The sequence below is a fragment of the Streptomyces kurssanovii genome, from assembly GCF_040677245.1.
GTDB lineage: Bacteria > Actinomycetota > Actinomycetes > Streptomycetales > Streptomycetaceae > Streptomyces > Streptomyces kurssanovii.
This window is the reverse complement of the sequence record NZ_JBFAQK010000013.1, coordinates 79100-101990: the sequence shown is the minus strand read 5'-3', so window position 1 is coordinate 101990 and position 22891 is coordinate 79100. Positions and strand designations below refer to the sequence as shown.

15 protein-coding genes are annotated in these 22891 nt (G+C 73.0%); 5 read left to right on the top strand and 10 right to left on the bottom strand.

All coding sequences use genetic code 11. The features are described 5' to 3' along the window. Positions 1-81: 81 nt before the first annotated feature. Positions 82-327 carry a DUF6332 family protein gene (locus tag AB0K36_RS12730; protein ID WP_364592292.1) on the bottom strand — a complete coding sequence of 82 codons (246 nt, stop codon included), beginning with the start codon at positions 325-327 and terminating at the stop codon, positions 82-84. Positions 328-544: 217 nt separating this feature from the next. Here AB0K36_RS12730 and AB0K36_RS12725 point away from each other — a divergent pair, with 217 nt between their 5' ends. Then, positions 545-1864, top strand: coding sequence for a PP2C family protein-serine/threonine phosphatase (locus AB0K36_RS12725; protein WP_364592289.1), 1320 nt, complete (start codon positions 545-547; stop codon positions 1862-1864). A gap of 66 nt (positions 1865-1930) precedes the next feature. On the opposite strand, the gene AB0K36_RS12720 is transcribed toward AB0K36_RS12725, so the two are convergent. The 5 genes from AB0K36_RS12720 to AB0K36_RS12700 all read right to left on the bottom strand — a co-directional run bounded on the left by AB0K36_RS12720 (position 1931) and on the right by AB0K36_RS12700 (position 9989). Then, on the bottom strand, positions 1931-3208 hold the full coding sequence (locus tag AB0K36_RS12720) for a vWA domain-containing protein (RefSeq protein WP_364592420.1): 1278 nt from the start codon (positions 3206-3208) through the stop codon (positions 1931-1933). A 122-nt stretch (positions 3209-3330) separates the two neighbouring features. Then, entirely contained in the window at positions 3331-4599 is a 1269-nt protein-coding gene (locus AB0K36_RS12715; protein ID WP_364592286.1) for an AAA family ATPase, read from the bottom strand. An 88-nt stretch (positions 4600-4687) separates the two neighbouring features. Beyond that, complete coding sequence (locus AB0K36_RS12710) at positions 4688-6175, bottom strand: hypothetical protein (protein ID WP_364592283.1); 1488 nt, start codon at positions 6173-6175, stop codon at positions 4688-4690. A 290-nt stretch (positions 6176-6465) separates the two neighbouring features. Then, a complete protein-coding gene (locus AB0K36_RS12705) occupies positions 6466-8007 on the bottom strand; it encodes a hypothetical protein (protein WP_364592280.1) in 1542 nt (513 codons plus the stop codon). Beyond that, positions 8004-9989, bottom strand: coding sequence for a hypothetical protein (locus AB0K36_RS12700; protein WP_364592277.1), 1986 nt, complete (start codon positions 9987-9989; stop codon positions 8004-8006). The genes AB0K36_RS12705 and AB0K36_RS12700 overlap by 4 nt, the downstream gene beginning before the upstream one ends. Positions 9990-10293: 304 nt before the next feature. On the opposite strand from AB0K36_RS12700, the gene pyrF reads away from it, so the two are divergent. Beyond that, complete coding sequence (gene pyrF / locus AB0K36_RS12695; protein ID WP_364592274.1) at positions 10294-10989, top strand: orotidine-5'-phosphate decarboxylase; 696 nt, start codon at positions 10294-10296, stop codon at positions 10987-10989. 327 nt (positions 10990-11316) lie between these two features. Further along, positions 11317-11613 (top strand): hypothetical protein, encoded by a 297-nt coding sequence (locus tag AB0K36_RS12690; RefSeq protein WP_189465265.1) that lies wholly within the window; start codon positions 11317-11319, stop codon positions 11611-11613. Positions 11614-11761: 148 nt separating this feature from the next. Here AB0K36_RS12690 and AB0K36_RS12685 read toward each other — a convergent pair whose 3' ends face one another. Further along, entirely contained in the window at positions 11762-13168 is a 1407-nt protein-coding gene (locus AB0K36_RS12685; RefSeq protein ID WP_364592271.1) for an FAD-binding oxidoreductase, read from the bottom strand. A 46-nt stretch (positions 13169-13214) separates the two neighbouring features. Continuing rightward, positions 13215-16304, bottom strand: a complete 3090-nt coding sequence (locus tag AB0K36_RS12680) for an ATP-binding protein (protein ID WP_364592268.1) — start codon at positions 16302-16304, stop codon at positions 13215-13217. 276 nt (positions 16305-16580) lie between these two features. Between AB0K36_RS12680 and AB0K36_RS12675 the strand changes: the two genes are divergently transcribed. Beyond that, on the top strand, positions 16581-17945 hold the full coding sequence (locus tag AB0K36_RS12675; RefSeq protein WP_364592265.1) for a PP2C family protein-serine/threonine phosphatase: 1365 nt from the start codon (positions 16581-16583) through the stop codon (positions 17943-17945). Between the two features lie 231 nt (positions 17946-18176). Here AB0K36_RS12675 and AB0K36_RS12670 read toward each other — a convergent pair whose 3' ends face one another. After that, a complete protein-coding gene (locus tag AB0K36_RS12670) occupies positions 18177-18740 on the bottom strand; it encodes a rhodanese-like domain-containing protein (RefSeq protein WP_364592263.1) in 564 nt (187 codons plus the stop codon). A 331-nt stretch (positions 18741-19071) separates the two neighbouring features. Between AB0K36_RS12670 and AB0K36_RS12665 the strand changes: the two genes are divergently transcribed. Continuing rightward, entirely contained in the window at positions 19072-19650 is a 579-nt protein-coding gene (locus AB0K36_RS12665) for a M23 family metallopeptidase (protein ID WP_364592260.1), read from the top strand. A 160-nt stretch (positions 19651-19810) separates the two neighbouring features. On the opposite strand, the gene AB0K36_RS12660 is transcribed toward AB0K36_RS12665, so the two are convergent. After that, entirely contained in the window at positions 19811-22699 is a 2889-nt protein-coding gene (locus AB0K36_RS12660; protein ID WP_364592257.1) for an AfsR/SARP family transcriptional regulator, read from the bottom strand. Between the last annotated feature and the right edge of the window lie 192 nt (positions 22700-22891).

Sequence of the window (22891 nt, the reverse complement as noted above, 5' to 3'; positions counted from 1 at the left end):
AGAGGTCGCACCCTCGGGCGGCGATGTCGGGAGCGGCCCGCTCCGTGGCGGCCAGGCTGGAAGCCGAGCGGCGCCGGTGCGTCAGCGGCGCTGAGCCGCGTGTCGCCACAGGACATGGACGACACGGATCACCGCGAGAACGCCGGCGACCACAGCTCCCGCGGCAGGCAGGAACCTCTCGGCCACCGGTGGAAGCGACCAGACAAAGGCCGGGCCGGCGACCGCCGCGAACACCACGCCGCCGAGAAAGCAGGCGCTGAGCAGCGCGTAGCCGATCTCCACCGTGATGTCGTCCCGTTCCGCCTGGCTCCGCCGTCCCGTTCCCATGGGCCAAGAATGGCAGCACGTCCCGCCACGGTCCATGAGTTCGGCCCACCCCGGCGGGGCCTGCCACGGCTTGCGGCAGGGATGTGCGAGGGTCGATGTGCTGCCGGCGGACTCGGTGACATCGGCGCCGGCGCCCCTGCGGAACGGGCCGGACGGGCGGCCCGGCCGGTCACGGCGAGGCAGCCGGTGGTGGCGTACGGAGTGAGGGAAGACCGTCATGGCGGCAGGCGAGGGAGCTTCGGGGCCGGAGCGCGACCTGCGGTGGCGTCTGGATGCCCAGGTGGAGGAAATCGTCGCGCAGCTCCGGGAGTTGTCGCGCGTGAAGGACCGGATGCAGGGCCTCCTGGACGCGGTGCTCTCGATCAGCCGGGAGCTGGAGCTGTCGGAGGTGCTGCACCGCATCGTCACCACCGCCATGGAACTGGTCGGTGCCCGCTACGGCGCGCTGGGCGTACTGCACCGGTCCGGCCGCTCCCTGGAACAGTTCATCACCGCCGGTCTGTCCGACGAGGAGCGCGCACGGCTCGCCGGGATCGACTTCCCGCGCGGCCGCGGGGTGCTCGGCCACCTGATCCACCATCCCGAACCGCTGCGGGTCGAGAACATCGCCGCACACCCCTCCTCGGTCGGCTTCCCGCCGGGGCACCCCCACATGGGCACTCTCCTCGGGGTGGCCGTCAGCGTCCGGGGCAAGATCTACGGGGACCTGTACCTGTCGGAACGCCGCGACGGGCGGCCGTTCGACCGCGAGGACGAGGCCGTCATCGTCTCGCTCGCCGGCGCCGCGGGCATCGCGATCGAGAACGCCCGCCTGTACGGGAGTGTCCGCGACTCCGCGGAACACTTCCAGCGCCTGCTGCTCCCCACGCTGCCCGACCTCAGCCCCTTCCAGGGCGCGGCCGTCTACCGGCCCGCGGCCGACCCGGGCCGGCTGGGCGGGGACTGGTACGACGCGATCCTGCTGCCCGACGACGCCTGCGCCGCGGTCATCGGAGACGTACTCGGGCACGACATGCATGCCGCCGCCGCCATGGCCCAGACCCGCAACATGCTTCGCGCCCTGCTCTACGACCGCCGCACACCGCCGAGCGAGATCTTCAGGAAACTGGACGAGACCCTCGAAGCCATCACCGACCTCCCGCTCACCACCGCCTGCCTGGCGCGCATCGAGACCGGGGACAACGGGTACAGACTGCACTGGAGTTCCGCGGGCCATGTCGCTCCCCTGCTGATCCACCCCGACGGCCGGACCGAGTACCTGGTCGAGGAGCCGGGCCTGCCCCTGGGCGTCGACCCGAGGCAGCACCGCCCCGACCACGTCCGGGTGCTGCCGGCGGGCAGCATCCTGGTGATGTTCACCGACGGGCTCGTCGAGCATCCCGACCATCCGATCGACTCCGGCCTCGACCGGCTCGCCGAACTGGCGCGCGCCCACCCCGGCATGCCGCTGGAGGATCTCGTACGGACCCTCGTCGACAACTACCCCGGCGAAGGGCACGACGACATGGCCGTCCTCGCCGTACGGACGCCGTCCTAGGCGCCGGCCCGGGGCGGCCGCGGTCACGCTCGCCCGCGCCGCCCGGGCGCACGACGGCCGGCTCGGTCACCGACCCGCCGTACCGGCGGGAGCCGACCCGATGACGACCACTCGCGCCCACTCGGGCGGCGAGTCGGGCACGTACTCGGGGTCGTTCTCGTCCCACGACGCGGACGGGTGCCGGGGGAACAGGCCGACCACCGTGCGGCACGGTGGCCGCGTGTCCGGCCAGGGCGTCTGACCGTCCGTCAGGACCACGACGACGTCCGGCCGGGGCTGCGCCCGCAGCGCCTTGGCGAAGCCCGTGCGCAGGTCCGTACCGCCACCGCCCACCAGAGGGATCCCCTCGGCGTGGCACAGCGGGTGCACGGTCCTGGCCGCCGCGTCGCACGGCAGCACGCCGACCAGGTCGCGGCGTCCGCCCACGGCACGGGAGATCGCGGCGACCTCCCGGAGCGCGCTGCCCAGTTCGGCGTCACTGACCGACCCGGACGTGTCGATGACGACGCAGACCCGGGGCGGCATGCGCCTGAGGCTCGGCAGCACGACGCCGGGCATCCCGGCCGAGCGACGCGAAGGGCGGCCGTACGTGTAGTCCTCGCCGGCTCCGGCGCCGGAGGCCGCCGAGCGGACCGCCGCGCCCAGCAACTCCCGCCACGGCTGCGGCGGCTGGAACGCCTCCTCGGCCCACCGCCGCCAGCCCTTCGGGGTGTTTCCCGGACGGGCGTTGATGCCCTGCGCCACGCGGAAGCGGACCGCGTCCTGTTCGTGGGCGCTGAGACCGTGGGCGCCGTCCGGCCCCAGCTCCCAGTCCCGTTCCAGTCCGTCGGCGCCGCTGCCGCAGTCCAGCCAGCTCATGCTCTGGGTACGCGGCCCGAGCCGGAACTGACGCAGGTAGTCCTCCATCAGCTCCCCCGCGGGCAGCTGCAACGACGCCGGCGTGACGGCCCCTTCCGGCCTGACCAGCCCGTCGCCGAACACGTCGTCGTTGATCTCGCAGTCCGCCGCGATGTTCATCCGCAGCCGCTCCCCCGGGCCGGTCAGCCCGCGTTCCCTGGCGACCCGGTCGCTGCGCCCGTGGTGGTCGCGCAGCAGGTGCGACACCTCGTGCACCCATACTCCGGCCAGTTCCTCCACCGGTGTCCGGTCCACGAAGGCCGCGGAGACGTAGCACCGCCAGTGCCGGTCGACGGCCATGGTCGGCACCCGCCGCGACTCCATCGCGTTCAGGGCGAACAGCGCCGTCGCCAGGTAGGGCCGGACCCGGGCGGCGTGCAGGCGGGCGGCGTAGAGCTTGTCGCGGTCCAGTGCGCCCGGCGCGGGGGCGTTGTCGCGGTCGGGCATCCTCGTGGCGGCCGGTTCGTCACGGTCCCGTGTCGTTGCGGCGGGCGCCGGTTCGCCACCGCCCGACATCCTCGCGGCGAGCGCCGGTTCGTCGCGGTCGGGCACCTCCGTTGCGGCCGGGGTCATCGTCCGGCCTTCGCGACGGCCGCGGCGCGGGCCGCCGCCCGGTCCGCCTGCCGCGACAGGGACACCGCGCCGGCGAGCTTCTCGATCGACGCCGGCACGTCCCAGGCCTCTTGGCGCAGCGTGGCGAGCGTGGTCGCGGGGACGACCACCAGGTCCGGCGCCCCGGTCTCCATCGCCCGGACCAGAAGCGCCCAGGCCGCGTCCCACCGGGGCTTGTCGGGGCGCCGGCGGACGGCCGCCACCACAGCGTCGAGCACGGCCTGGCGCAAGTCACCCCGCTCGGGCAGCGCGGCGCGTTCCGGGTCGGCGAGCAGCAGTTCGGGGTCCGGGAGGTCCATCCGGTCCAGGCTCGCCAGCAACTCCAGCCCCGGACCGTCCCCCACCGTGCCCCTGACCAGCAGGGAGAGCACTTCCCTTGAGGAGCCGGCCACGGTCGCGAAGGCGATGAGGCACAGTGTCATGTCCCAGCTGCGAGGTGACGGCCAGGCGCCGCCACGTCGTGTTTCGTTGCTGGGCAGCCGGTGCACGAGCCCGGGGCGGGCGGCGAGCAGCCCGCACACGGCACGGCGGGCGAAGTCCACGGCGTCCGGCAGCTTCTCCGCGTGGAGCCGCGGCAAGGTCGCCCGGGGCCAGGTGCCGCCGAGACCGCGTACGACCACGTCGTGGTCATGGGTCCACTGAAGATGGACGAACCGGTTGGCCAGAGGTGGGCTGAGTTCCCAGCCGTCGGCGGCCGAGGACCGCGGGTTCGCCGCGGCCACGATGCGGACACCGGGCGGAAGTCGCAGGGCACCGATCCGCCGCTCGAGCACGAGGCGGAGGAGCGCCGCCTGCACGGCGGGCGGCGCGGTGGACAGCTCGTCCAGGAACAGCAGTCCGCGCCCGGCGCGTACCAGTCGCACCGCCCAGTCCGGCGGGGCCATCGGGACGCCCTGCTCCGCGGGGTCGTCTCCGACCACGGGCAGGCCCGAGAAGTCGGAGGGCTCGTGAACGCTGGCGATCACCGTTGTCAGGGGAAGGTCCAGGGCGGCGGCAAGCTGCGTCAGGGCCGCGGTCTTCCCGATCCCCGGCTCGCCCCACAGGAGTACGGGCAGGTCGGCGGCCACGGCCAGAGTCAGGGCCTCCAGCTGGGTGTCGGGACGTGGTTCGGTGTCCGTGTCGCGCAGCAGCGCCAGCAGGTCGGCGGCGACGTCGAGTTGGGAGCCGGCGTGGGCCGCCGGATCGGAGAGGATGCCGGTCTCGGCGGACGGCGTGTATGTGGGCATGTTCGGTCACCTGTGTGTTCGTGGGGAGCCGAGCGGGCCGTGTGAGGCCGGTCGGCGGAAGGACGGGACGACGGGGCGGGGCCCCGGGTCAGCGAGAGATCGTGTGACGCGGACGCGAGCGGTGGTCACGGGGCCGGGCAGGGCCCGGCGGGATGCGGTCGGGCCCGGGCCCGACCAGACCCGCCCGGAACAGGCCGTAGGTGATCCGCCGCAGCGCTGCAGCCTCGAGTGCGTCCCGCAGAGCGCCACGGCGCAGCAGTGCGTCGGGGCCCAACAGGCCCTCGACGACGGCCAGCGCACCGGCGGTGTCGCCATGGGCGAGGCGCTCCCGGACTCCGTCGAGGCAGTCCGGACGTCGGTGCGCCTCGTCGATGGCCTGAAGGCACGGAAGCGGAGTACCGGTCAGCGCGGCCAGCAGCTCTTCCCGCCGGATCTCCGCCGGATCGTGGTCCAGCGGGGCGAGTACCCCGTCGGCCAGGCCGATCCGGTGCCGAGCGCCACGGCACTCCACGAGGCGTGGCCGTCCCGCTGCGTGCGGGCTCCGGGACGGAGGGACCGGTGGATGGTCCGGTACGAGTGCCGCGGCGACCAGCGGGTGCAGCCGGCCGGCCTCGATGAGACCGGTGCGGACCAACTCCAGGTCGGGCAGCACCCAGGTCGCCGCGTCGGGAAGAACCGGCAGGGCGGAGGCGCCGCCGTCCGTCGGCACCGCGACGATCGCGGGCGGGCGGACGCCGTCCGTCGACGCCACGGCGACCCGCGATACGGCCGAACGGATATGGGTTGTCGGTGAGTTGGTGGGCCCGGGCGCGGGCGGGCCGTCGCCGTCCTCCTCCGCGACCAGTGCGAGGACGAGCCGGTGCCGGGTCCCGAGCCGCACGGTGAAGGGGCCGCTGTGCCGGCCCTCGGCGTGGAGCAGGATCCTCGCCTCGGCCGCCCATCGGTCCACGGCACAGCGGTGTCCCTGGGGCACCGCCGCCGGCAGAGCCGGGTCCGTCGCTGGACTGCCGTCCGCGGACAGCGGATCGGCCCCGGACCGCGTCCGCAGTTCGCCGGCCCTGCACGCGTCCCACAGGTGGCGGTGCAGATCGAGACGGAACCGCCGGTCGGGACGGGGGTGCGGATGACGGGAGTCACCGGCCCCGGGGCGGGACCCGTCCCACAGCGCGAGGCTGATCCGCTGCCCGGCGTCCGCCCAGGCCGGCGGCGTCCGGGCGACGAGGTGCACCGGGTGTTCACCGTCGCGCCCCTCGGCCTCGTAGCGGGCCAGGGAGATGGTCAGGCCGGGGCGCAGCAGCCCGTCGGGAGCGATCCTCGGCATGTGCCAGCGCAGCAGGTCGGGTGCCAGACGGCGGAGATCGGCCCGGACCCGGTCCGCGAGATCCCGGCCGTGGGTGCGTGCCGAGGAACGCAGATCCAGGTCGACATCGAAGCCTGCGGCGGCACACGCCCCCGCCCAGTCCCCGGCACGGCGGCGGGCTGTAGCGGTCTCGATCATGGAGGGCGGCACGGCGAACTCTCGCACGCGCAGCCAGAGGGAAAGGCGGGAATCCTCGTTCGCGGTCCACGTGAGCATCAGCACTCACCTTGCGCGGACGGGGCCCCCAATCTGCCAGCAGAATGAGTAGTCATCGCGGTGATCGTATCGCCACTCCCTCCGTCTGTCAGGTGCCTTCCGCGCGGCGCACCGCCGTCCTTCGGCGCCGAACGGACGCCGTCCGGACCATCACACGCATCCCACGTCATGTGAACGCGGCGGCTCCGGTTCCGGGTGCGGCCTCGGCCGGGCGCACGGGCGGGAGGCGCTGAGCGGCACGGGCTGTGCGGCCGGGCGCCCTTCCCCGGGCGTCCGGCCGCCGTGTCGTGTCAGGTGCGGCTCGCGGTGCAGTCCGCGGGTGTGGGACGCCCGGTCGGCCAGGCGAGGCCGACGAATCGGATGCGGCCGGGTGCGTCGGGCGCGAGTTCCACCACGGAGACCGCCTTGTTGTAGGGGTTTCCGTAGTTGTCCAGGCAGATCCAGCCGCTGGCGCCGTCGACCTTGCCCATGCCGTGCAGCCTCAGCCACGCGTCGCTGATGCGGCCGAGGGTGGGGATGACGGGGTCGCCGTCGTCGCGCATCCGGATGGCGGTGATCGCGGTGAGACCGGCGTCGTAGAAGGTGATGGTCCGCGAGTCGGTGAGTTCCACGGGGCCGATGTTTCCGACCTCTTTGCTCGTCGCGAGTTCGGCCAGGGTGCGGTAGGCGGCCGCCGAGCCGCCGGTGGCGGGCGCCTTGGGGCCGGTCCAGGCATCGGGGTGGGCGACGGCGGCGTACTGGAGGGTCACGCCCTTGCGGAAGGCGTCCCAGTCGAGGAGCTTGTCGGAGGAGAGGGTGGAGGCGCCGGAGCCGGTGATGACGGTGTACTTCTTCTCGGTGCAGCCCCGGTTGCCGAGTTCGTTGACGAACTGCCGTAGCTGGACGGGGCGTCCGGCGAAGTAGATGACCTTCGCGGCCGAGGTGCAGATGGTGTCGACCATCTGGTCGAAGGCGTTGGCGGTGGTGCCCTCCTCGTGGAACTCCTCGGGCGCGCGGTACTGCTCGGGTGCGCGTGGCGATCCGAGTGTCCGTTCGGCGAAGGCCCGCTTGAGGGCGTCGACGTAGTTGTCGCCGGTGCGGATGTCCTCGACGACCAGGGTGTGCTTCGGGTCGATGTCCTTGTTGAAGTGGGACAGGGCCTTGGCCTGGTCGGTGGTGGTGGGCACGACCCGCGCGAGGCCCGGGTAGGCGTCGGGCCTCTGGGGGCTGTTGCCCGAGTCGTCGGCGGTGATGGGGCCGCCGACGACGGGGATGCCGCGTTCCCGGGTGAGATAGCCGATGGCCGCCTGCGTGGTGGCGGTGGAGACGTCGAAACCGATCACGGCCCGGAGGTTGTCGGCCTCGGACTCTGACATGGCGCCGAGCTGTTCTGCGACGGGCTTCCAATGGCTGTGGCTGCGGCCGGGGTTGGCGAGCAGCAGCCGTATCGCCGGCTTCTTGCTGTTGGAGTCGTGGTTGGCGCGGTACTGCGCGAGGTAGGCGCCCTGCACCTCGTGCAGTGTCTTCTGCTGTTCGAAGGCCTGGGCGGGCGCCATCGGCAGCATCACGGCGACGGAGACGTGCGGTTCGTCCTTGATCCGCTCGTTCTCGGCCTTGATCCGTGCGCTGACCTCCTTGAGGTTGGCCGCGAAGACGAAGCTGCCGTCGGTGACGCCCGTGCATTCCCGGGCGCCCTCGGGGCCCCGTTCCTCGATGCCCTTTCCGCAGGCCGGATCCGGCCGGAAGACGACGATGCCGGTCCACACGGCGGCGCCGAGCACGGCCAGGGCGACGACGAGACCGGCCGCCTTGGTGAGCGGTCCGCCGGGGAGTCTTGCGATGAACGACGTCATGACGCGGCACCTTCCTGGACGGGCAGGTCGGGAGCCTGTGCTCCGGCCCGCAGACGGGCCGGCCAGGCGGCGGACGCCTCGCGGTAGGCGGCGTGCGCGGCCTTGTTGCCGTACAGCGTCTCCAACGCGATGCGGACGGTGGTCAGTTCGTCCTCGCGGGGGGCGAGGGTGAGCGGGTCGGAAAGCCGCCAGAGCAGAGGCACCAGGGCGGCGACGGCTTCGTGGTGCGGGCCGGTGACGTCGCTGCCACAGGCCGTGCACGACAGGGTGGGGCCACCGGCGGGGGGTTCGTAGCCCTCGCGCGGGTGGGGTGCGGCGCAGATCAGGTTGAGCGTGGTCAGCCACTCGGCGGGCGGGGCGACGGTGAACCGGTGGTGCAGGACGCACACCACCTCCTCGACCCGGCCCAGGGCGAGCGTGTGGTGCAGATAGGTGTCGCTTCTCGGGTCGCACAGGGATCGCAGGCGCAGTTGGGTGTCGCGCCACCGCTCGTGGGTGGTGGTGGCGGCCAGCCGGTGGCGCAGCAGCAGGTCGAGCGCGCGGTCGCCGTCGAGGAAGGAGCGCGTGCGGTAGTCGTCGGCCTCGTGGACACGGGCGGCGACCAGGTCCTCGGAGTGGTCCTCGGGATGGGAGAAGGTCCACAGTCCGCGCCGGGTGCGCGGGTCGGCCGCGGCGGACAGCAGCACCAGGCGTTCCCGCATCACGGGGTCGGGCAGCAGTTTGCCGAGGAGCGCGGGCGCGGCCTCGTCGAGGAGCTCGCCGCTGCGTATCGTGCCCGCTTCCTGGACGCGCCGCACGGCCGCGTCGGCGAGGATGCGGGCGCTCGCCGCCCGGCCGCCGCTGTAGCGGGCGACGACACGTGGCAGATGGTCGGGGTAGTCGACGGGGCTGAGCATCTCCGCGATGTGGGCCGGTTCGATGTCGGGGATGCTCAGTACCAGGGGCCGGGCCCGCGGTACGGCGTCGCCGCCGACCTCGCTCAGCGGCGGGTGCCCGTGGCCCCTGCCGAGGAGGGTGGCGAGGACCACGGGCCGCGTCGGGTCCTTGCCCGGGGCGCCGTGCCCGGCGTCGAGCAGGTCGAGGAAGGTACGTCCGACGCCGGTGTGGGCGTTGTCGAGGAGCAGCAGCGGCCTGGGCTTCTTGTTGAGCCGGCGCAGTGTGCCGTAGTTGGCGTCGATGTCGTCGAGGACGGCGGCGACGAGATGCTCCTCGGCGGTGCGCCGGCGGTCGTCGAGCCTGCGGAAGCCGCGGACGAACTGGAAGAGCCGTTGCAGCGAGTCGCCCTGGTAGCCCTGGGAGCGGTGCAGCCGTCCGCCCCACCAGGCGAGCGCGCCCTTGTCCGGTTCGCTCTTGACGAGCTGCGCCCGGGCGGTGTCGAGGACGATCCCGGCGATGCTGTCGAGCCCGGGGACGGCGGACAGGACCTGCGGGAGGTTGTCGGTGACGACGTCGAACCAGCGGCCGAGGCTCTCCCTGCGGCGTCGTACGTCGGGGTCCTCCGCGGTGATGAGGGTGCGCAGATCGGCCTCCGCCCGGCGCAGGTCGGGCGGCCGCACATCGGTCCCGTCGCTGTTCAGCGGGCGCCAGGCGGTGACGACGAGGAGGCCGAGGGACAGCCGGGGAAAGGCCAGGGGCCTGCCGAAGTGCCGTACCTCCAGGCCGAGTTTGTAGGCGAGGAGATACAGCAGGTGGGTGATGCGGGAGGCGTTGGGGACGTCGTCGTCGCCGTCGGCGACGCCGGGCTCGCCGAAACCGGGAGCCTCGAGGTCGACCCGCGCGAGCGGCACCCGGCCGTTGTACGCGTCATGGACGGCGCCCAGCAGGGCGGTCCTGCCGCTCCCGCGTCCGCCGACGATCCGCACCACGGGCGCGCCCTTGGGATACGCGAGGGGGACCTGGTACCCGTCCTTGTGGTGCAGTCCCACCAGCCGGGGGACGAAGCCTTCCTGCAGGGCCTGCTGACCGTACAGTCTCCCGCCCATGGCGCTCCCCCGCCTCCCCCTGCCAGCCGCGCATCATGAGATCAACTCGCCGTGCACAGAGGGAACTTACCTGAACGGCGCCTGCTCGGCAGAGGGTTGGGGAGCGAACAGTTCGCGGTGCTTTCCGGCGTGGTCGCGTCAGCGCTGGAGCGGGGACGGCGCGCTCCAGCGCCGCGATGGCCTCTGCCGGTTCCCTGATGCGGCGACGCGGGGCCTGAGTGCCGATCAGGTCGCCTTCCTTCATGGACAGCAGCGTGCCGGACCCGTGCGACGTCCCCCTCCCCCGGACAGGCACAATGACGTCGTGGAGCCGAGCAGCAGGATCATCGTCGCCCTGGACTGCGACAACCGTGCGGCCGCGGACGAGATCGTCTCGCGGCTGGGCGACGAGTGCCGTTTCTACAAGGTCGGTCTGGAGCTGCTCACGGCGGCCGGTCCCGACGTCGTCAAGCGCCTTGTGGCGCAGGGCAAGCAGGTCTTCCTCGACCTCAAGCTCTTCGAGATTCCGAACTCGGTCGCGGGTGCGGTGAGGGCCGCGGGAGCTCTGGGGGTCTCCATGGTGACCGTGCACAGCATGGGCGGCGTGGGCATCATGAGGGCCGCCGTCGATGCCGCCCGGGGCTTCCCCGGCCTGCGCGTCCTCGCCCTGACCGTGGTCACCAGCATGACCGATGCGGATCTTGCCGACATCGGGGTCGACGATGCGGCGCAGCAGCAGGTCCTCCGGCTGGCACGGCTGGCGGACAAGGCCGGCTGCCACGGTGTGATCGCCTCGCCGCAGGACGTCGCGGTGCTGCGGAGCGTGCTGGGCGCCGGTGCGCTGATCGTCACGCCCGGCGTCGCGCTGCCCGGTGAGTCGCCGGCCGAGCACGCCCGGCCGGACACCCCCCGTGCGGCCGTCGCCGGCGGCGCCTCCCATGTCGTCGTGGGCCGGACGGTCACGCGCGCCACGGACCCGGCGGCCGCGTTCCGTGACGTCCGCGCCGACATCGCTTCGTAGCGGGCGGGCGCGTCCCGCGGGTGCCGGCCGGGCATGCGTTCCTCCGGATCCTCCAGACCCTGTGGCCCCCCGCCGACCGGCACGCCGTCCTGAACTTGATCACGTAGGAGTTCCTGCTCCTCGCGGAGCCGCCGCCACCCGGTGACGGGCGGGCGGCGAACGACGACTCCGCCGGTGACCCTCTCCTCGCTTCTGAACTGTTCCCGGGGGAGATCGATCTCGGCGCCCGTGCCGCGGCTCACCCCCGGCACCCCGCGCGAAGTGCGAGAACGGTCTGGTCAGGGGCGCGGTCGGCGTGCCATGCTCGCGCCACAAGGAAGGCGAAACATGACTCTGTATCTCGGCATACCGCTCGGCTTGATGGCGTTGCTCGTCGCAGTCAGTGGGGTGGCCGCGCTCCGTTCGGGCTGGCTGCTTCCCGTGCAGCGGCAGTACATCGTCCGTCCGCATCTCTTCGGGTGGGCGCAGTTGGCGATCGCTCTCGCGCTCGTCATCCAGGTCGCGGGCGCCGTGCTGGTCGAGGCCGGCGGCCTTCGTTCCGCCGTCACGATGTCCGGGGCCGCGGTGCTGCTGGGCGGCGTGCTGCTGATCGTGCAGGCCCAGCGCCCGGCGCGCGGTCGCTGAGCAGGACTCGCCGCCGGTCCGCTCTCGCCGTCCCGCGGCGTCGGCCGCAGGGGCCCGGGCGGTCAATCCTGGAGCCGTGACCGGGCCGGGCACGGCAGGGGGCCGGCCCGTCCGATGACCAGCTCCCCGCCGTTGCGGCACAGTGCGCTCACACGACCGCGGTCGCCGCGGGCACGCTGGGGCGGATGTTCTGGTTGAGGCGGAACAGGTTGCCGGGGTCATAGGCATCCTTGATCGCCACCAGACGCGCGTACTTCTCCTCACCGAACGCGTCACGGACACGGTCCGCCTCCGGCGTGAAGTTGAGATACGCCGCCCCCGTGCCGAACGGGCGCATCGCGGCGGCGAACGCCCGGTTGGCAGTGATCAGGCGCTCGTCCTCGCCCGGGTCCGACCACACCGAGATCGGGTGGAAGAGGTAGGCGGCGTCGCGGTGGGAGAAGGCCGTCGCCCCGTCCGGCACCGCGGCGACTCCCTGGCCGATCCGGAAGATGACCGCCTGGCTCAGCGGAGCTCCGCTCACGGCCAGGTCGACAGCGTGCGTGAGGAAGGTGTCGATCGCGGCGTCGCCCAGTTCGCGGAGGTACTCCCCGCGCCAGTAGCTGCGGAAGCCGGGCGGCGCCGACGGGTCGAGCATCGCCTGGAAGGCGGTGTAGGGCATCGGAGCGATGAGATCGACAGCCGGCCCGAGATCCCTCAGCGGCCGCATCACACCGGCCCCGGCCCCGGGCGGGCCGACGTGGAGCGCCGGCACCGCGACGACGGGCCCGCCCCGCAGTTCCGCCGGTACGAACGGCTCGGGCGGAGCGTTCAGTACGACGAAGGCCGTGGACAGCTCGTCGGGTGCGGCGTCCGCCCAGTCGCGCCAACCACGCAGCACCTCTGTGGCGCGCTCGACCGGGAACATGGTCATTCCGGCGAGGACCGTCGGGCCGAGCGGATGAAGCCGGAACTCGAATTCGGTGACGACGCCGAAGTTCCCACCGCCACCTCGGACACCCCAGAACAGCTCGGCGTGTTCGTCCTCGCTCGCCCGCACGATGCTGCCGTCCGCGAGCACGACCTCGACAGAAGCGAGGTTGTCGCACGCCAGCCCGTAGGCGCAGGAGGTCCATCCGTACCCGCCGCCCGTAGTGAAGCCGCCCAGTCCTGTCGTGGTGACGCGGCCACCGGGGACGTGCAGGCCGTGGGCCTGCGTGGCGGCGTCGAACTCGCCCCACAGGACGCCGCCGCCGGCCGTGGCCGTGCGCGCCTCGGGATCGACGGCGATCGACTTCAGTCCGCCGAGGTCGATCAGTACGCCGCCGTCGCAGGTCCCCAGTCCGGCGACGCTGTGGCCGCCGCAGCGGACCGCCACGACGAGGCCGCGGTCACGGGCAAAGCCGACGGCCGCGGCGACATCGGGGGCGTCGGCGCAGCGGGCGATCACGGCCGGACGGCGGTCGGCCATCGCGTTGAAGACTCGGCGCCGCTCGTCGTATCCGGGCTGCCCCGGCACGATGACTTCGCCGGAGAACCGGTCGCTCAGCGCGTCCACCAGATCGATCGTGGCCATGGCTACCTCCCTCTTCTCCGCCGTCGGTGGTCCGACTGCCGCTCATTCAGACGGCACGATCGTTGCCCGCGAGGCGTTCCGCGAGCGTTCCTCGGACCCGCTCCTCGAACGCACGCGCCCCTTGGCGTCGCGCGACCGCCAGAGCGCGGCTCAGCTCGGCGTCCACGTCACCGTCCGGAGCACCGAGCGCGGCGAGGAACGTAGCCCGCAGACGTCGGATCTCGGCCTCCCAGAGCTGTACGCCCCGGCCGGTGCCGAGCGCCTCTTCGGCCAGTGCCAGTCCGGCCTCCGGCTTCCCGGCCACCGCGTATCCCTCCAGCAGCACACGGGTCGCGACGCCAGGCAGTCCCGGAGCGGGTGGCGCACCCCGTACGACCTGCTCGCGCACACGGCGGACTCTCGCGAGCCCGGTGGCCGTGCGCCCCTCAAGGACGTCCAGGTGGCCGGCGAACAGTTCCTCCGGAAGGCGGACCTGACCGGGTGCCTCCTCGAACGGCTCCTCCTCGAGGAGTCGCACATGACGGCGGAACCGCTCGCCGTCACCACGGTCCATGGCGACGATCGCGGCCCACACCCACGTGACCGAGCGGCTGTACGCGTGGGTGGAATCATGCGCGGCGGAAAGGGCGGCGTCGCGTTCCCGGTCGGCGTCGGCGCCGTGGCCGAGGAGCCAGAGCGTGTGCGAGAGACGCAGCCGGACCAGCAGTTCCACGTCCTGGCCGTAGCGCAGTACGTGTGCCCGGCGGCGGGCCGGACGAAAGCGTCGCATGGCCGCCTCGAAGTGGCCGCGTGCCCGCTCCAGTTCTCCGGGCCAGTACGCGGCCACGCCGCGGATGTAGTCGCTTTCGACCCACAGGACCTGGTCGTCGTCCCGCTCCGCGCGGGCGCGCAGCCGCTCGCCGAAGTCGCGTGCGGACGCCCAGTCGCCACGGGTGAGCGCGGCCAGAGCGAGGGACCAGACGAGCGGCGGTTCGGGCTCGGTGTCCAGCTGGTAGGCGAGCCGCAGAGCCCGTTCGTGCACACGGTTCATCCGCTCGGATCCGTACCCCTCGTGGGCCACGAGTGGCGCGGGCAGGGCGGTGAGCAGCCGTAGCCGGAGCTCGGCGGTCCGGCGGCCGGGCGGCAGGTCCTCTGACAGTGCCAGTGCCCGTTCCAGCGCGTCGACGGCGTCGGCATGAGCGTGGAGCCCTTGGGCGTCCTCCGCCGCACGCGCATACCAGCGCACCGCCTCCGCGGTCGCGCCGGCGTTCTCGTAGTGCGGCGCGAGGGCCGCCGCGGCGGCCCCGCCGTGCTGCTCGAGCGCCCTGGCGACGGTGAGGTGGGCCTGACGCCGGCGCGGCGGACCGAGTTCGGCGTAGGCGGCGTCCCGGATACTGCCGTGGCTGAAGTCGTACGCACCCGGCCCGTGGGCGCGGACGATGCCCCGGCGCCACAGTTCGTCCAGCGCGGCCACGAACGCCTGTTCCTGGAGCCCGGAGGCGACGGCCAGCACGTCCGCGATGAACGCGCGTCCCATCGTCGCGGCGATGCCCGCGAGCTCGCCCGCCGGCGGCGAAAGCCGCGCGAGGCGCCCGGCGATCACGGCCTGCACCCTGGAGGCCCTGCCGGCCGGTGTGCCGGCCCGCAAGGCCTCCACCACGAACAGCGGGTTGCCCTCGCTCCGACTGTAGAGGCGCTCCAGCTCGGCACTGTCCAGGGGCGTCTCCGCGATGCGCTGTGCCAGCAGCACCGTCTCCTTCCGGTCGAGCCGGCCGAGTTCGATCTCCGTGCACCGGTCGAGCCCCTGGAGGGACCGGATCAGCGCCGGCAGTGGGTGGCCGGGATCGAGGTCTTCACGACGGGCGGTGGCGGCGACGAGCATCCTGGCCGACGGCGCCACCCGGATCAGGTGGTGGATCAGCCGCAGCGATTGCGCGTCCGCCCATTGCGCGTCGTCGACGATCAGCAGCAGCGGTGAGCCGGCCGTCAGGAGCGCACGCGTGGCCGCGCCGAACAGCCGCCGCCGCAGTTCCGGCTCGGACAGCGGCTCGGGAGGCGGCATGCCGGCGCCCAGTTCGGGGAGGAGACGGGCGAGTTCGGTGAGCTGCCCGCGCTCGAGCCGCGCAAGACGGCGTGTGACCGGGCGGGAGCGCAACCACGCCGTGGCGACGCCGTAGGCGATCGGGCCTTCCGCCGCGTAGGCGCGCGCCTCGACCGTCGTCACGCCGGCACGTACGCGCAGCTCGTCCACCAAGCGGGTCTTGCCGATGCCCGCTTCTCCGCTGACGAGCACCAGTTGGGCACGTCCGCCCAGCGCGGCCCGCCACGCGGAGGTCAGCCGTGCCTGCTCCGCGGCGCGGCCCACGAACGGCGACGTCGCGGCGGGCACCCCGGGGCGCCCCTGGGTGCCGGCCGCGGCGGGGTCCTGCGAGGTGCCGGAGCCGGCGGGTGCGGTCGTGAGCAGCGCCTCGTACAGGTGCCGTGTCTCCGGGGACGGATCGATCCCGAGTTCCCGCTCGAGCGTCGTGGCGCAGACGTGGTAGGCACGCAGCGCCCGCACCCGGTCGCCGCCCGCGCCGCAGAGGCGGATCAGCAGCCGGTGGCTCCGCTCCCGCAGCGGATCATGGGCGACCAGCCGTTCCGCGCAGCGGATGGCCTCCGGCCACCGGCGCAGCTCCCCGTGCCGGCGCGCGAGCCGCTCGAGCGCCTCCAGATGCAGCCCGGCGAGCCGCTCACGCTCCTCGACGAGCCACCCGTCGTAGCAGCCTTCCAGCAGGGCGCCGCCATATGTCTCCACGGCTTCCTCGAGCCGCCCGTCGGCGAGTGCTCGCTCGAACCGCTCGACGTCCAGCCACAGCGGCGCGTCGGCGCGCCACTGCAGCGTCCGCGGCGTGACGGCGATGAAGCGGTCGGCGTCCGGCAGCACCCGGCGCAGACGGTGCAGGACCTTGCGGAGGTTGGTCTGCGCCTGGGCGTCGTTCGAGTCCGGCCACAGCAGGAACGCGAGCCGCCGGCGCGGCTGGGGTGCGTCGCGGTGCAGCAGCAGGTACGCGAGCAGCGATTCGACGCGCCCGGAGTCGAGCGGTGGGAGCGGATCGCTGCCGAGCCGCAGATCCATGCTCCCGAGCAGGCGTACGCGCAAGACCGGCGGGTCCACCTCAGACGCTCCCGATCGTGGGCCCCGGGCGCTCTGGCCCGCCAGCGTGCGGGTTGTCTGCGCCCGGTGAGCGCGGCTTCGTCCACTTCCAGCGTGACGGCCCACGGTCTCTTTTGCGACCGTGCCGGAGGCCCGCCCGACCGTGCCGGGAGGGGCCGGCGGGCGGGCCCGGGAGCGCGCGGGCTCGGCCGCCGTGCCGAAGGCCGGTCCGCCGTCCGTGGTCCCCACGTCGGGCGGGCACACCACGCGCCCCCGCCCGGATAATGGGAATGCGGCATGCGGGTGCCCTCGCTCGCGGCGACCGGGCGGGCGGGATCCCTGCCGTACGAGCGCGGGGAGGCTGAGACCGTGGAAGGCGACGCGTACGACATCGACGCCGTGCTTCAGCAGGCTCTGGACCGCCTGGCTCTGCTGGCCGACGTGGGCGCCGCCCTGGCCGCCACCCTCGATGTCCGGGAGGCCTTGCGGCGCGTGTCACGGCTTGTGGTCCATCAGCTCGGCGACTGGTGTGCGATCGACCTCCTGGACAGCGACGGCACACTGGAGCGTGTGGCCGTCACACATCGTGACGCGGGCCCCCCGACCGCCAGTCCGCTGGAGGGCACACTTCCGGTGCCGGCCGACGTGGCGAGCGGGCCGGTCGCCAGGGTCCTGCGCGGCGCCGGGCCTCTGCTGCTTCGACGCGGCGATTTCCCGCCGGCCCACGCGGACCCCTTCCACGCCCGGCCGCTGGAGCTGTTCCGTCAGCTGGACACCGACACGGCGATCGTGGCCCCGCTGCGGGCCAGGCCCGACATCCTCGGCGCGATCACGATCGGCCGGACGAGCGACGAGCGGCCGCTGACGGACGCGGACTCCGCCCTCGTCGAGGATCTTGCCCGACGGGTCGCGCTCGCGGTCGACAACGCCCGGCTCTACCGGGAGACCTCTCGCATCGCCGAACGTCTGCAGCGCTCGCTGCTGCCGAACCTGACAGGGCCGGGCACCCCGCAGCGGGCGGCCCGCTACACGCCCTCGCAGGCCACCGCGGAGGTCGGCGGCGACTGGTACGACAGCTTCCCGCTGCCGCACGGGAACATCGCCATGATCATCGGCGACGTGGCGGGCCACGATCTGCGTGCCACGGTCACCATGGGACAGTTGCGCAACATGCTCCGCGGCATCGCCCTCGACCGCGAGGAGCCTCCCGGCCACATCCTGAACCGCCTCGACGTCGCACATCACCAGCTCTACCCCGACGTCACCGCCACCTGTGTGTACGGCGTCCTCAAGGGCGGCGACGACGGGCCGTGGGAACTGCACTACTCCAACGCCGGCCACCCGCCGCCGCTGCTCGTCACCCACGACGGCGACACCCACTTCCTCGAAGAGGGCCACGGCCCTCTTCTGGGTGCCCTGCCCGACCTTCCACGCGACAGCGGCCGCTGCGCGCTGCCGCCCGGCTCCACCCTCGTGCTCTACACGGACGGACTGATCGAACGCCGCGGCGAACCCGTCCACCGCGGCATGACCCGGCTGCGCCAACAGGCCGCCGCCGTGGCCCGGACACCCCTGGAGGAGTTCTGCGACGAACTCCTCACCGGTCTCGCCTCTCAGACCACCGACGACGTCGCCGTCCTCGCCACGCGAATGCCCGCATGACGGGGGCCCGGTTCACGGACCGGCCCTGGCTTCACTTACCGGCCACTGCTTCACGGACCGGCCACGGACGATGCCGCCCGTTCAGGACGCTGCGTGTCAGGCGCTGACGGGTACGTGACGTCGGCCCACCTGGCCTGCTGACGCCCGGGGGCCGCTGAGCCACAGCCCGGGCCGTCCCTCCGGCCCCGGTCTGGTGGCCGGTCCTCGACGGTCGGCTGCTGCAGCCGACCGTCAGCGGGAAAGGGCGGCGAGAGTGGCCTCGAGGTCGGCCGACTTGGGCCGGTTGTGAGGGAGCTTGGCGAGTACGCGTGCCATACCGCATGTGTCGGTGAGGGCGGAGAAGACAAGGCCGCCCGCGACGGCCGCGGAGAGCGCCCGGGCCCTGGGCAGGCGTCGCCCGAGGACGAGGCCGGTGAGGACGAGCGACCCGGCGGCGAGGCGGACCTGCCGTTCCATGGCCCACGGGCTGCGGCTCCCGGCGGGACGGTGGGTGTCGTGGCCGAGCTGGGACCAGGCGGTGGTGCCGCCGGTGAGCGTGGCTGCGGTGATGCCGTCGTCGGCGAGCCGTCGGCAGGCGGTCTCGGAGCGGGCGCCGGAGGCGCACACGACGAGGAGGTCACCGCGGTCGGCGGCGGACTTCAGCATCGGAAGCGCCTCGTCGAGATGGTCGAGCGGAATGTTGTGGGCACCGGGCAGGTGGCCGGAGGCGTATTCGCCGGGCGTGCGCACGTCGATGACGGTCAGCTCGTGAAGGCGGGCTCGGGCCTCGTCGGCGGAGAGGGCGTTGAGTGCCACTTGCGCTGTCCTTTGCTCATTGCGGATACCGCTGCGCCAGGATACGGGACCGCTCGGCGTTCACCGCAGGCCTCGCTCAGACGCCTGGCCCCACACCGGGCCGCCACCGCCTCGAGGAACGAGGTCCCGCACGGGCCGGGTCTCTCAGCTCCGCCTGATCCCTCACGACCACGTTGATCCGTAAGTCCCCATCGGCCATCGCCCGGTGGGGATTTGGCGGCGGGACCGTCCCCTTCCAGGCCGCTGTGCCGTGCGGACCGCCGTCGAATGTATCGGCTTTGTATGCGCGCCCCCTTGAATCGCTCGGTCACCCGACGACAAGGGGAGAATCATGCACAGGCTCTTTCGCCGGTCGCTGGCCGCCTTCAGTGCGGTTGTCGCCGTCGCGGTAACAGCCCCGGCCACCGCCGCGGCATCCCAGGACACCTCGTCGGAGGCGGCGCTGAGCGGCCGGCCCGCCTTCAGGATGCCCTTCGAATGCGGCCAGACCTGGCTCGGGAGCAACTGGCAGGGACACAGCCCCGCGCATTCGATCGACTGGAACCACTACGACGCCTCCGGCGCCCCGGACGACTACGGCCGCCGTGTGTTCGCCAGCGCCGGCGGCACGGTCCTGTCCTCGTACTACTCCACGAGCAACGGTTACGGCAACACCGTCGTGATAGGTCACGGCGACGGCTGGCGGACGCGCTATTCGCATCTGAAGACCCGTTCCGTCCAGCAGGGCGCCACGGTGTCACGCGGCCAGAAGATCGGAGAGGTCGGCAAGTCGTCGGCGCTCTACGATCTTTCCCCGCATCTGCACTACGAGCAGATACACGACGGTCAGGTCGTGGTCGCCGTCGTCCAGGGTGTCACCTGGTCCGACTACCTCAAGCGCTACCAGACCAGCACCAACAGATGCGGCTGATGCGGGCGGCGTGGGGGTGCGCGTGAGCTTCCACTGACGCGCCCTCGGCGCAGCGGGTGCGGCACGGATACGGCGGTCCCGCCGTGGCCGGACAGCGGACGGGTACGGCGTCGCGCCCGCCGTACCCGTCCGCTGTCCGGCGTCGCGCCCGCCGGCCGGATCAGCGCAGCGACTTCAGTTTGGCGTCCACGAGTTCGGCCTGGTCACGGGCGTCGAGACGGCGCCACGTCGACAGGGAACGGTGGAAGTACCGTCGTGCGGTCCCGTGCCGGCCGGTCGCGTGGTGCAGTTCGCCCAGCAGGCAGGCCACGCGGGCCTCCGCGCGCCGGTCACCGAGCTGCTGCTGCACGGCGAGCGCGCCGACCAGCAGCGCGGAGGCCTGCCCCGCGTCTCCCTGGCGCAGACACAGCTCCCCGATGCTCTGCTGTACATAGGCCGCGCAGTGCGTGTCCGCCAGGTCGTCGAAGATGTCGAGCGCGCGCTCCAACTCGTCCCGCGCGACGCCTGGTTCGCCGCGCAGCTCGTGCAGCACCGCGATCCGGCGGCGCACTTGTGCCTCACGGTGCCGGTCGCCGAGGTCACGGGAGAGTGCCAGAGCCCCGTCGAGCCACCCTGCCGCGGTATCAGGGTCCTTGCGCTCCAGCCATACCGAGGCGATCGCGTTGCGGGCGACCGCTTCGCCGTGCCGGTCACCGGCCTTGCCGAAGCCGTCCAGCGCGTCGGTGAAGGCCTGGAGCGCGGCGTCCAGATCGTCGACGACCCGGTACACGGACCCGGCGCCCACCGCCGCGACCGCCTCGCCCGGCCCGTGCCCGAGGCCGGCGAAGATCTCCCGCGACCGCTCGAACGACGCGAGCGCCTCGGCGTACCGGTCCTGGTACAGGTGGAGCTGTCCCAGGTTGCGGAGCAGGGCCGCCGCCCGCGCGTCGGACAGGTCCGGCATCGCGTCGAGCACCAGTTGATGCGTCCTCAGCCAGTCGCCGTAGTAGCCCCGCATGTCGAAGAAGCTCGCCAGCTCGATCGCCAGATCGGCGGCCAGGGGGACGCGGCCGAGCCGGGTCGCGGAGTCCACGGCGGCGACGAGGATGCGGCGTTCGCTCTCGAACCATTCCACCGGCAGGGCGCGCACCGTGCTCGCGAAGCCGGAGGCGGGCCCGGTCACCGGTGCCGGCTCGCCGAGAACGCCGAGGAAACGTGTGGGCATGGCCGCGTTCGCCGATCGGGCGAGCCCGATCAGGGCCTCGACGACCCGTAGTCGGCTGTGCACATGTGCCTCGTGGCCGTCCCGTTCCGCCAGCTCCCGGGCGTAGCAGCGCAGCAGGTCGTGCATGCGGTAGCGCTGCCGGCCGAGGCGGTCCGCCCCCACGACCTCGACCAGATGTTCGTCGAGCAGCGTCTCCAGCGCCCGGGCGGCCTCGCCGGCGTGGCCGGTGGCCACTGCGACCGCCCACCCGGCCACCGCGTCGTCGGCCAGCCGGCCGAAGGCGCGGAAGGCTCTTGCCGCCGGCTCGGGCAGATGCCGATAGCTCAGCTCCGCGCTCGCCCGCACTTCCAACTCGCCCGTGCGCAGCTGGTCGAGGCGTCCACGCTCGTCGTGGAGGAAGTCCGCCAGTGTGCCGACGGACCAGCCGGGACGGTTGGCCAGCCGGGCACCCGCTATCCGGACGGCCAGCGGCAGCGATCCGCAGGCGGCGAGCACCCGGTCGACGTCCGCCGCCTCCGTGCGGAGCCGGTCAGGGCCGACGACGGCGCCGAAGAGGGCGCGGGCGTCGTCGCGTCGCATCACACCGAGGGCGAGGTGGTGCGCCGGCAGGCCCGGCATCCGGCGACGTGAGCTGACGAGGACCGCCGAACCTCCGGTCCCCGGCAGCAGGGGACGCACCTGTGCGCTGCCGACGGCGTCGTCGAGGACGATGAGGAACCGCCTCTGCGCCAGGCGCGAACGGAACAGCGCGGCGCGCTCGCTGAGCTCACCGGGGACGGCGCTGTCGATCACTCCGAGGCCGCGCAGCATCTCGCCCAGGACATCGGCGGGTTCGCGCGGGTGATCGCTCGTCCCGCCCAGGTCGACGAAGAGCTGACCGTCGGGAAAGGCCTCGCGCACGCGGTGCGCCACATGCACGGCCAAGGTGGTCTTTCCTGATCCCGGCGGGCCCGACAGGACGGCGACGACGGGCTGCCGGCCGGCGGTCGACAACAGCCTCTCGTGTTCGGCGACCTCCTCGGCACGGCCGGTGAAATCCGGTACGTCCATGGGGAGTTGGCACACCGGTACGGGCACCGGGCTGCGGCGCCGGCCCGCGTAGCCGTTGACCTGCTCCCCTATGGCCCGCAGCGGAGCGCTCGGTTCGATACCGAGCTCCGCGGCGATGATCCGCTCTGCCTCGGCGTACGCGGCCCGGGCTTCGACGGTGCGGCCGGAGTCGTGCAACGCGTGCACCAGCATCCGCCACAGGTCCTCGCGCAGCGGATCGTCGGTCAGCCGGGTCCGTAAGCCGGCGACCACGGGTATGTGGTCCCCCAGGCGCAGCCTGACCTCGAGGCACTCGTCGACCGCGGCGGACCGCAGGCCCTCGATCCTCGTGACCGCCGGGTCCCACACCACACTGGACGGCACGTCCTGCAGCACCCCGCCGCGCCAGAGACCGAGGGCCGATTCGTAGGCGCGCAGCGCGGCTGCGTCGTCGCCGTGGTCGCGCTCTCCGCGGGCCCGGTCCAGGCGCTGTTCGAAGAGCAGCATGTCGAGCTCACCGGGTTCGATGTCGAGCGCGTAGCCCGACGGCTCCGTTCTCAGCCGGTCGGTGGCGGCGCCCGCCGCGGCCAGCGCCCGGCGCAAGGTGCGTACGTAGGTGCGGACATTGGCCACGGCGGACCGCGGCGCCCCACCGGGCCACAGGACCTCCGTCAGCAGGTCGAGCGAGACGAAGCCGCTCGGCTGCAGCAGCAGCGTGGCGAGCACCGCTCTCGGCTTCGGCCCGCCGAGGCGGACCGGAATGCCGTCCACCCGCACCTGGAGCGATCCCAGGACCCCGAACGTCGGATCCCCCATCCGCGCGCCTCCGCGACAGTCCGCAACTGCGGCGCAGCGTACCGGTGTCCGAATGACGCCGAACAGAGTTCCGGTCGACGTCCCGTGGACGCCCCGTGGAACGGGTTGCGGCCGGCGGGGACCACTCCGGTCGGCGGCCGTGCCGCTCGGTTCACCTCATGGCGGCAAGCGGTCGATCGGCGCCGATTTCCT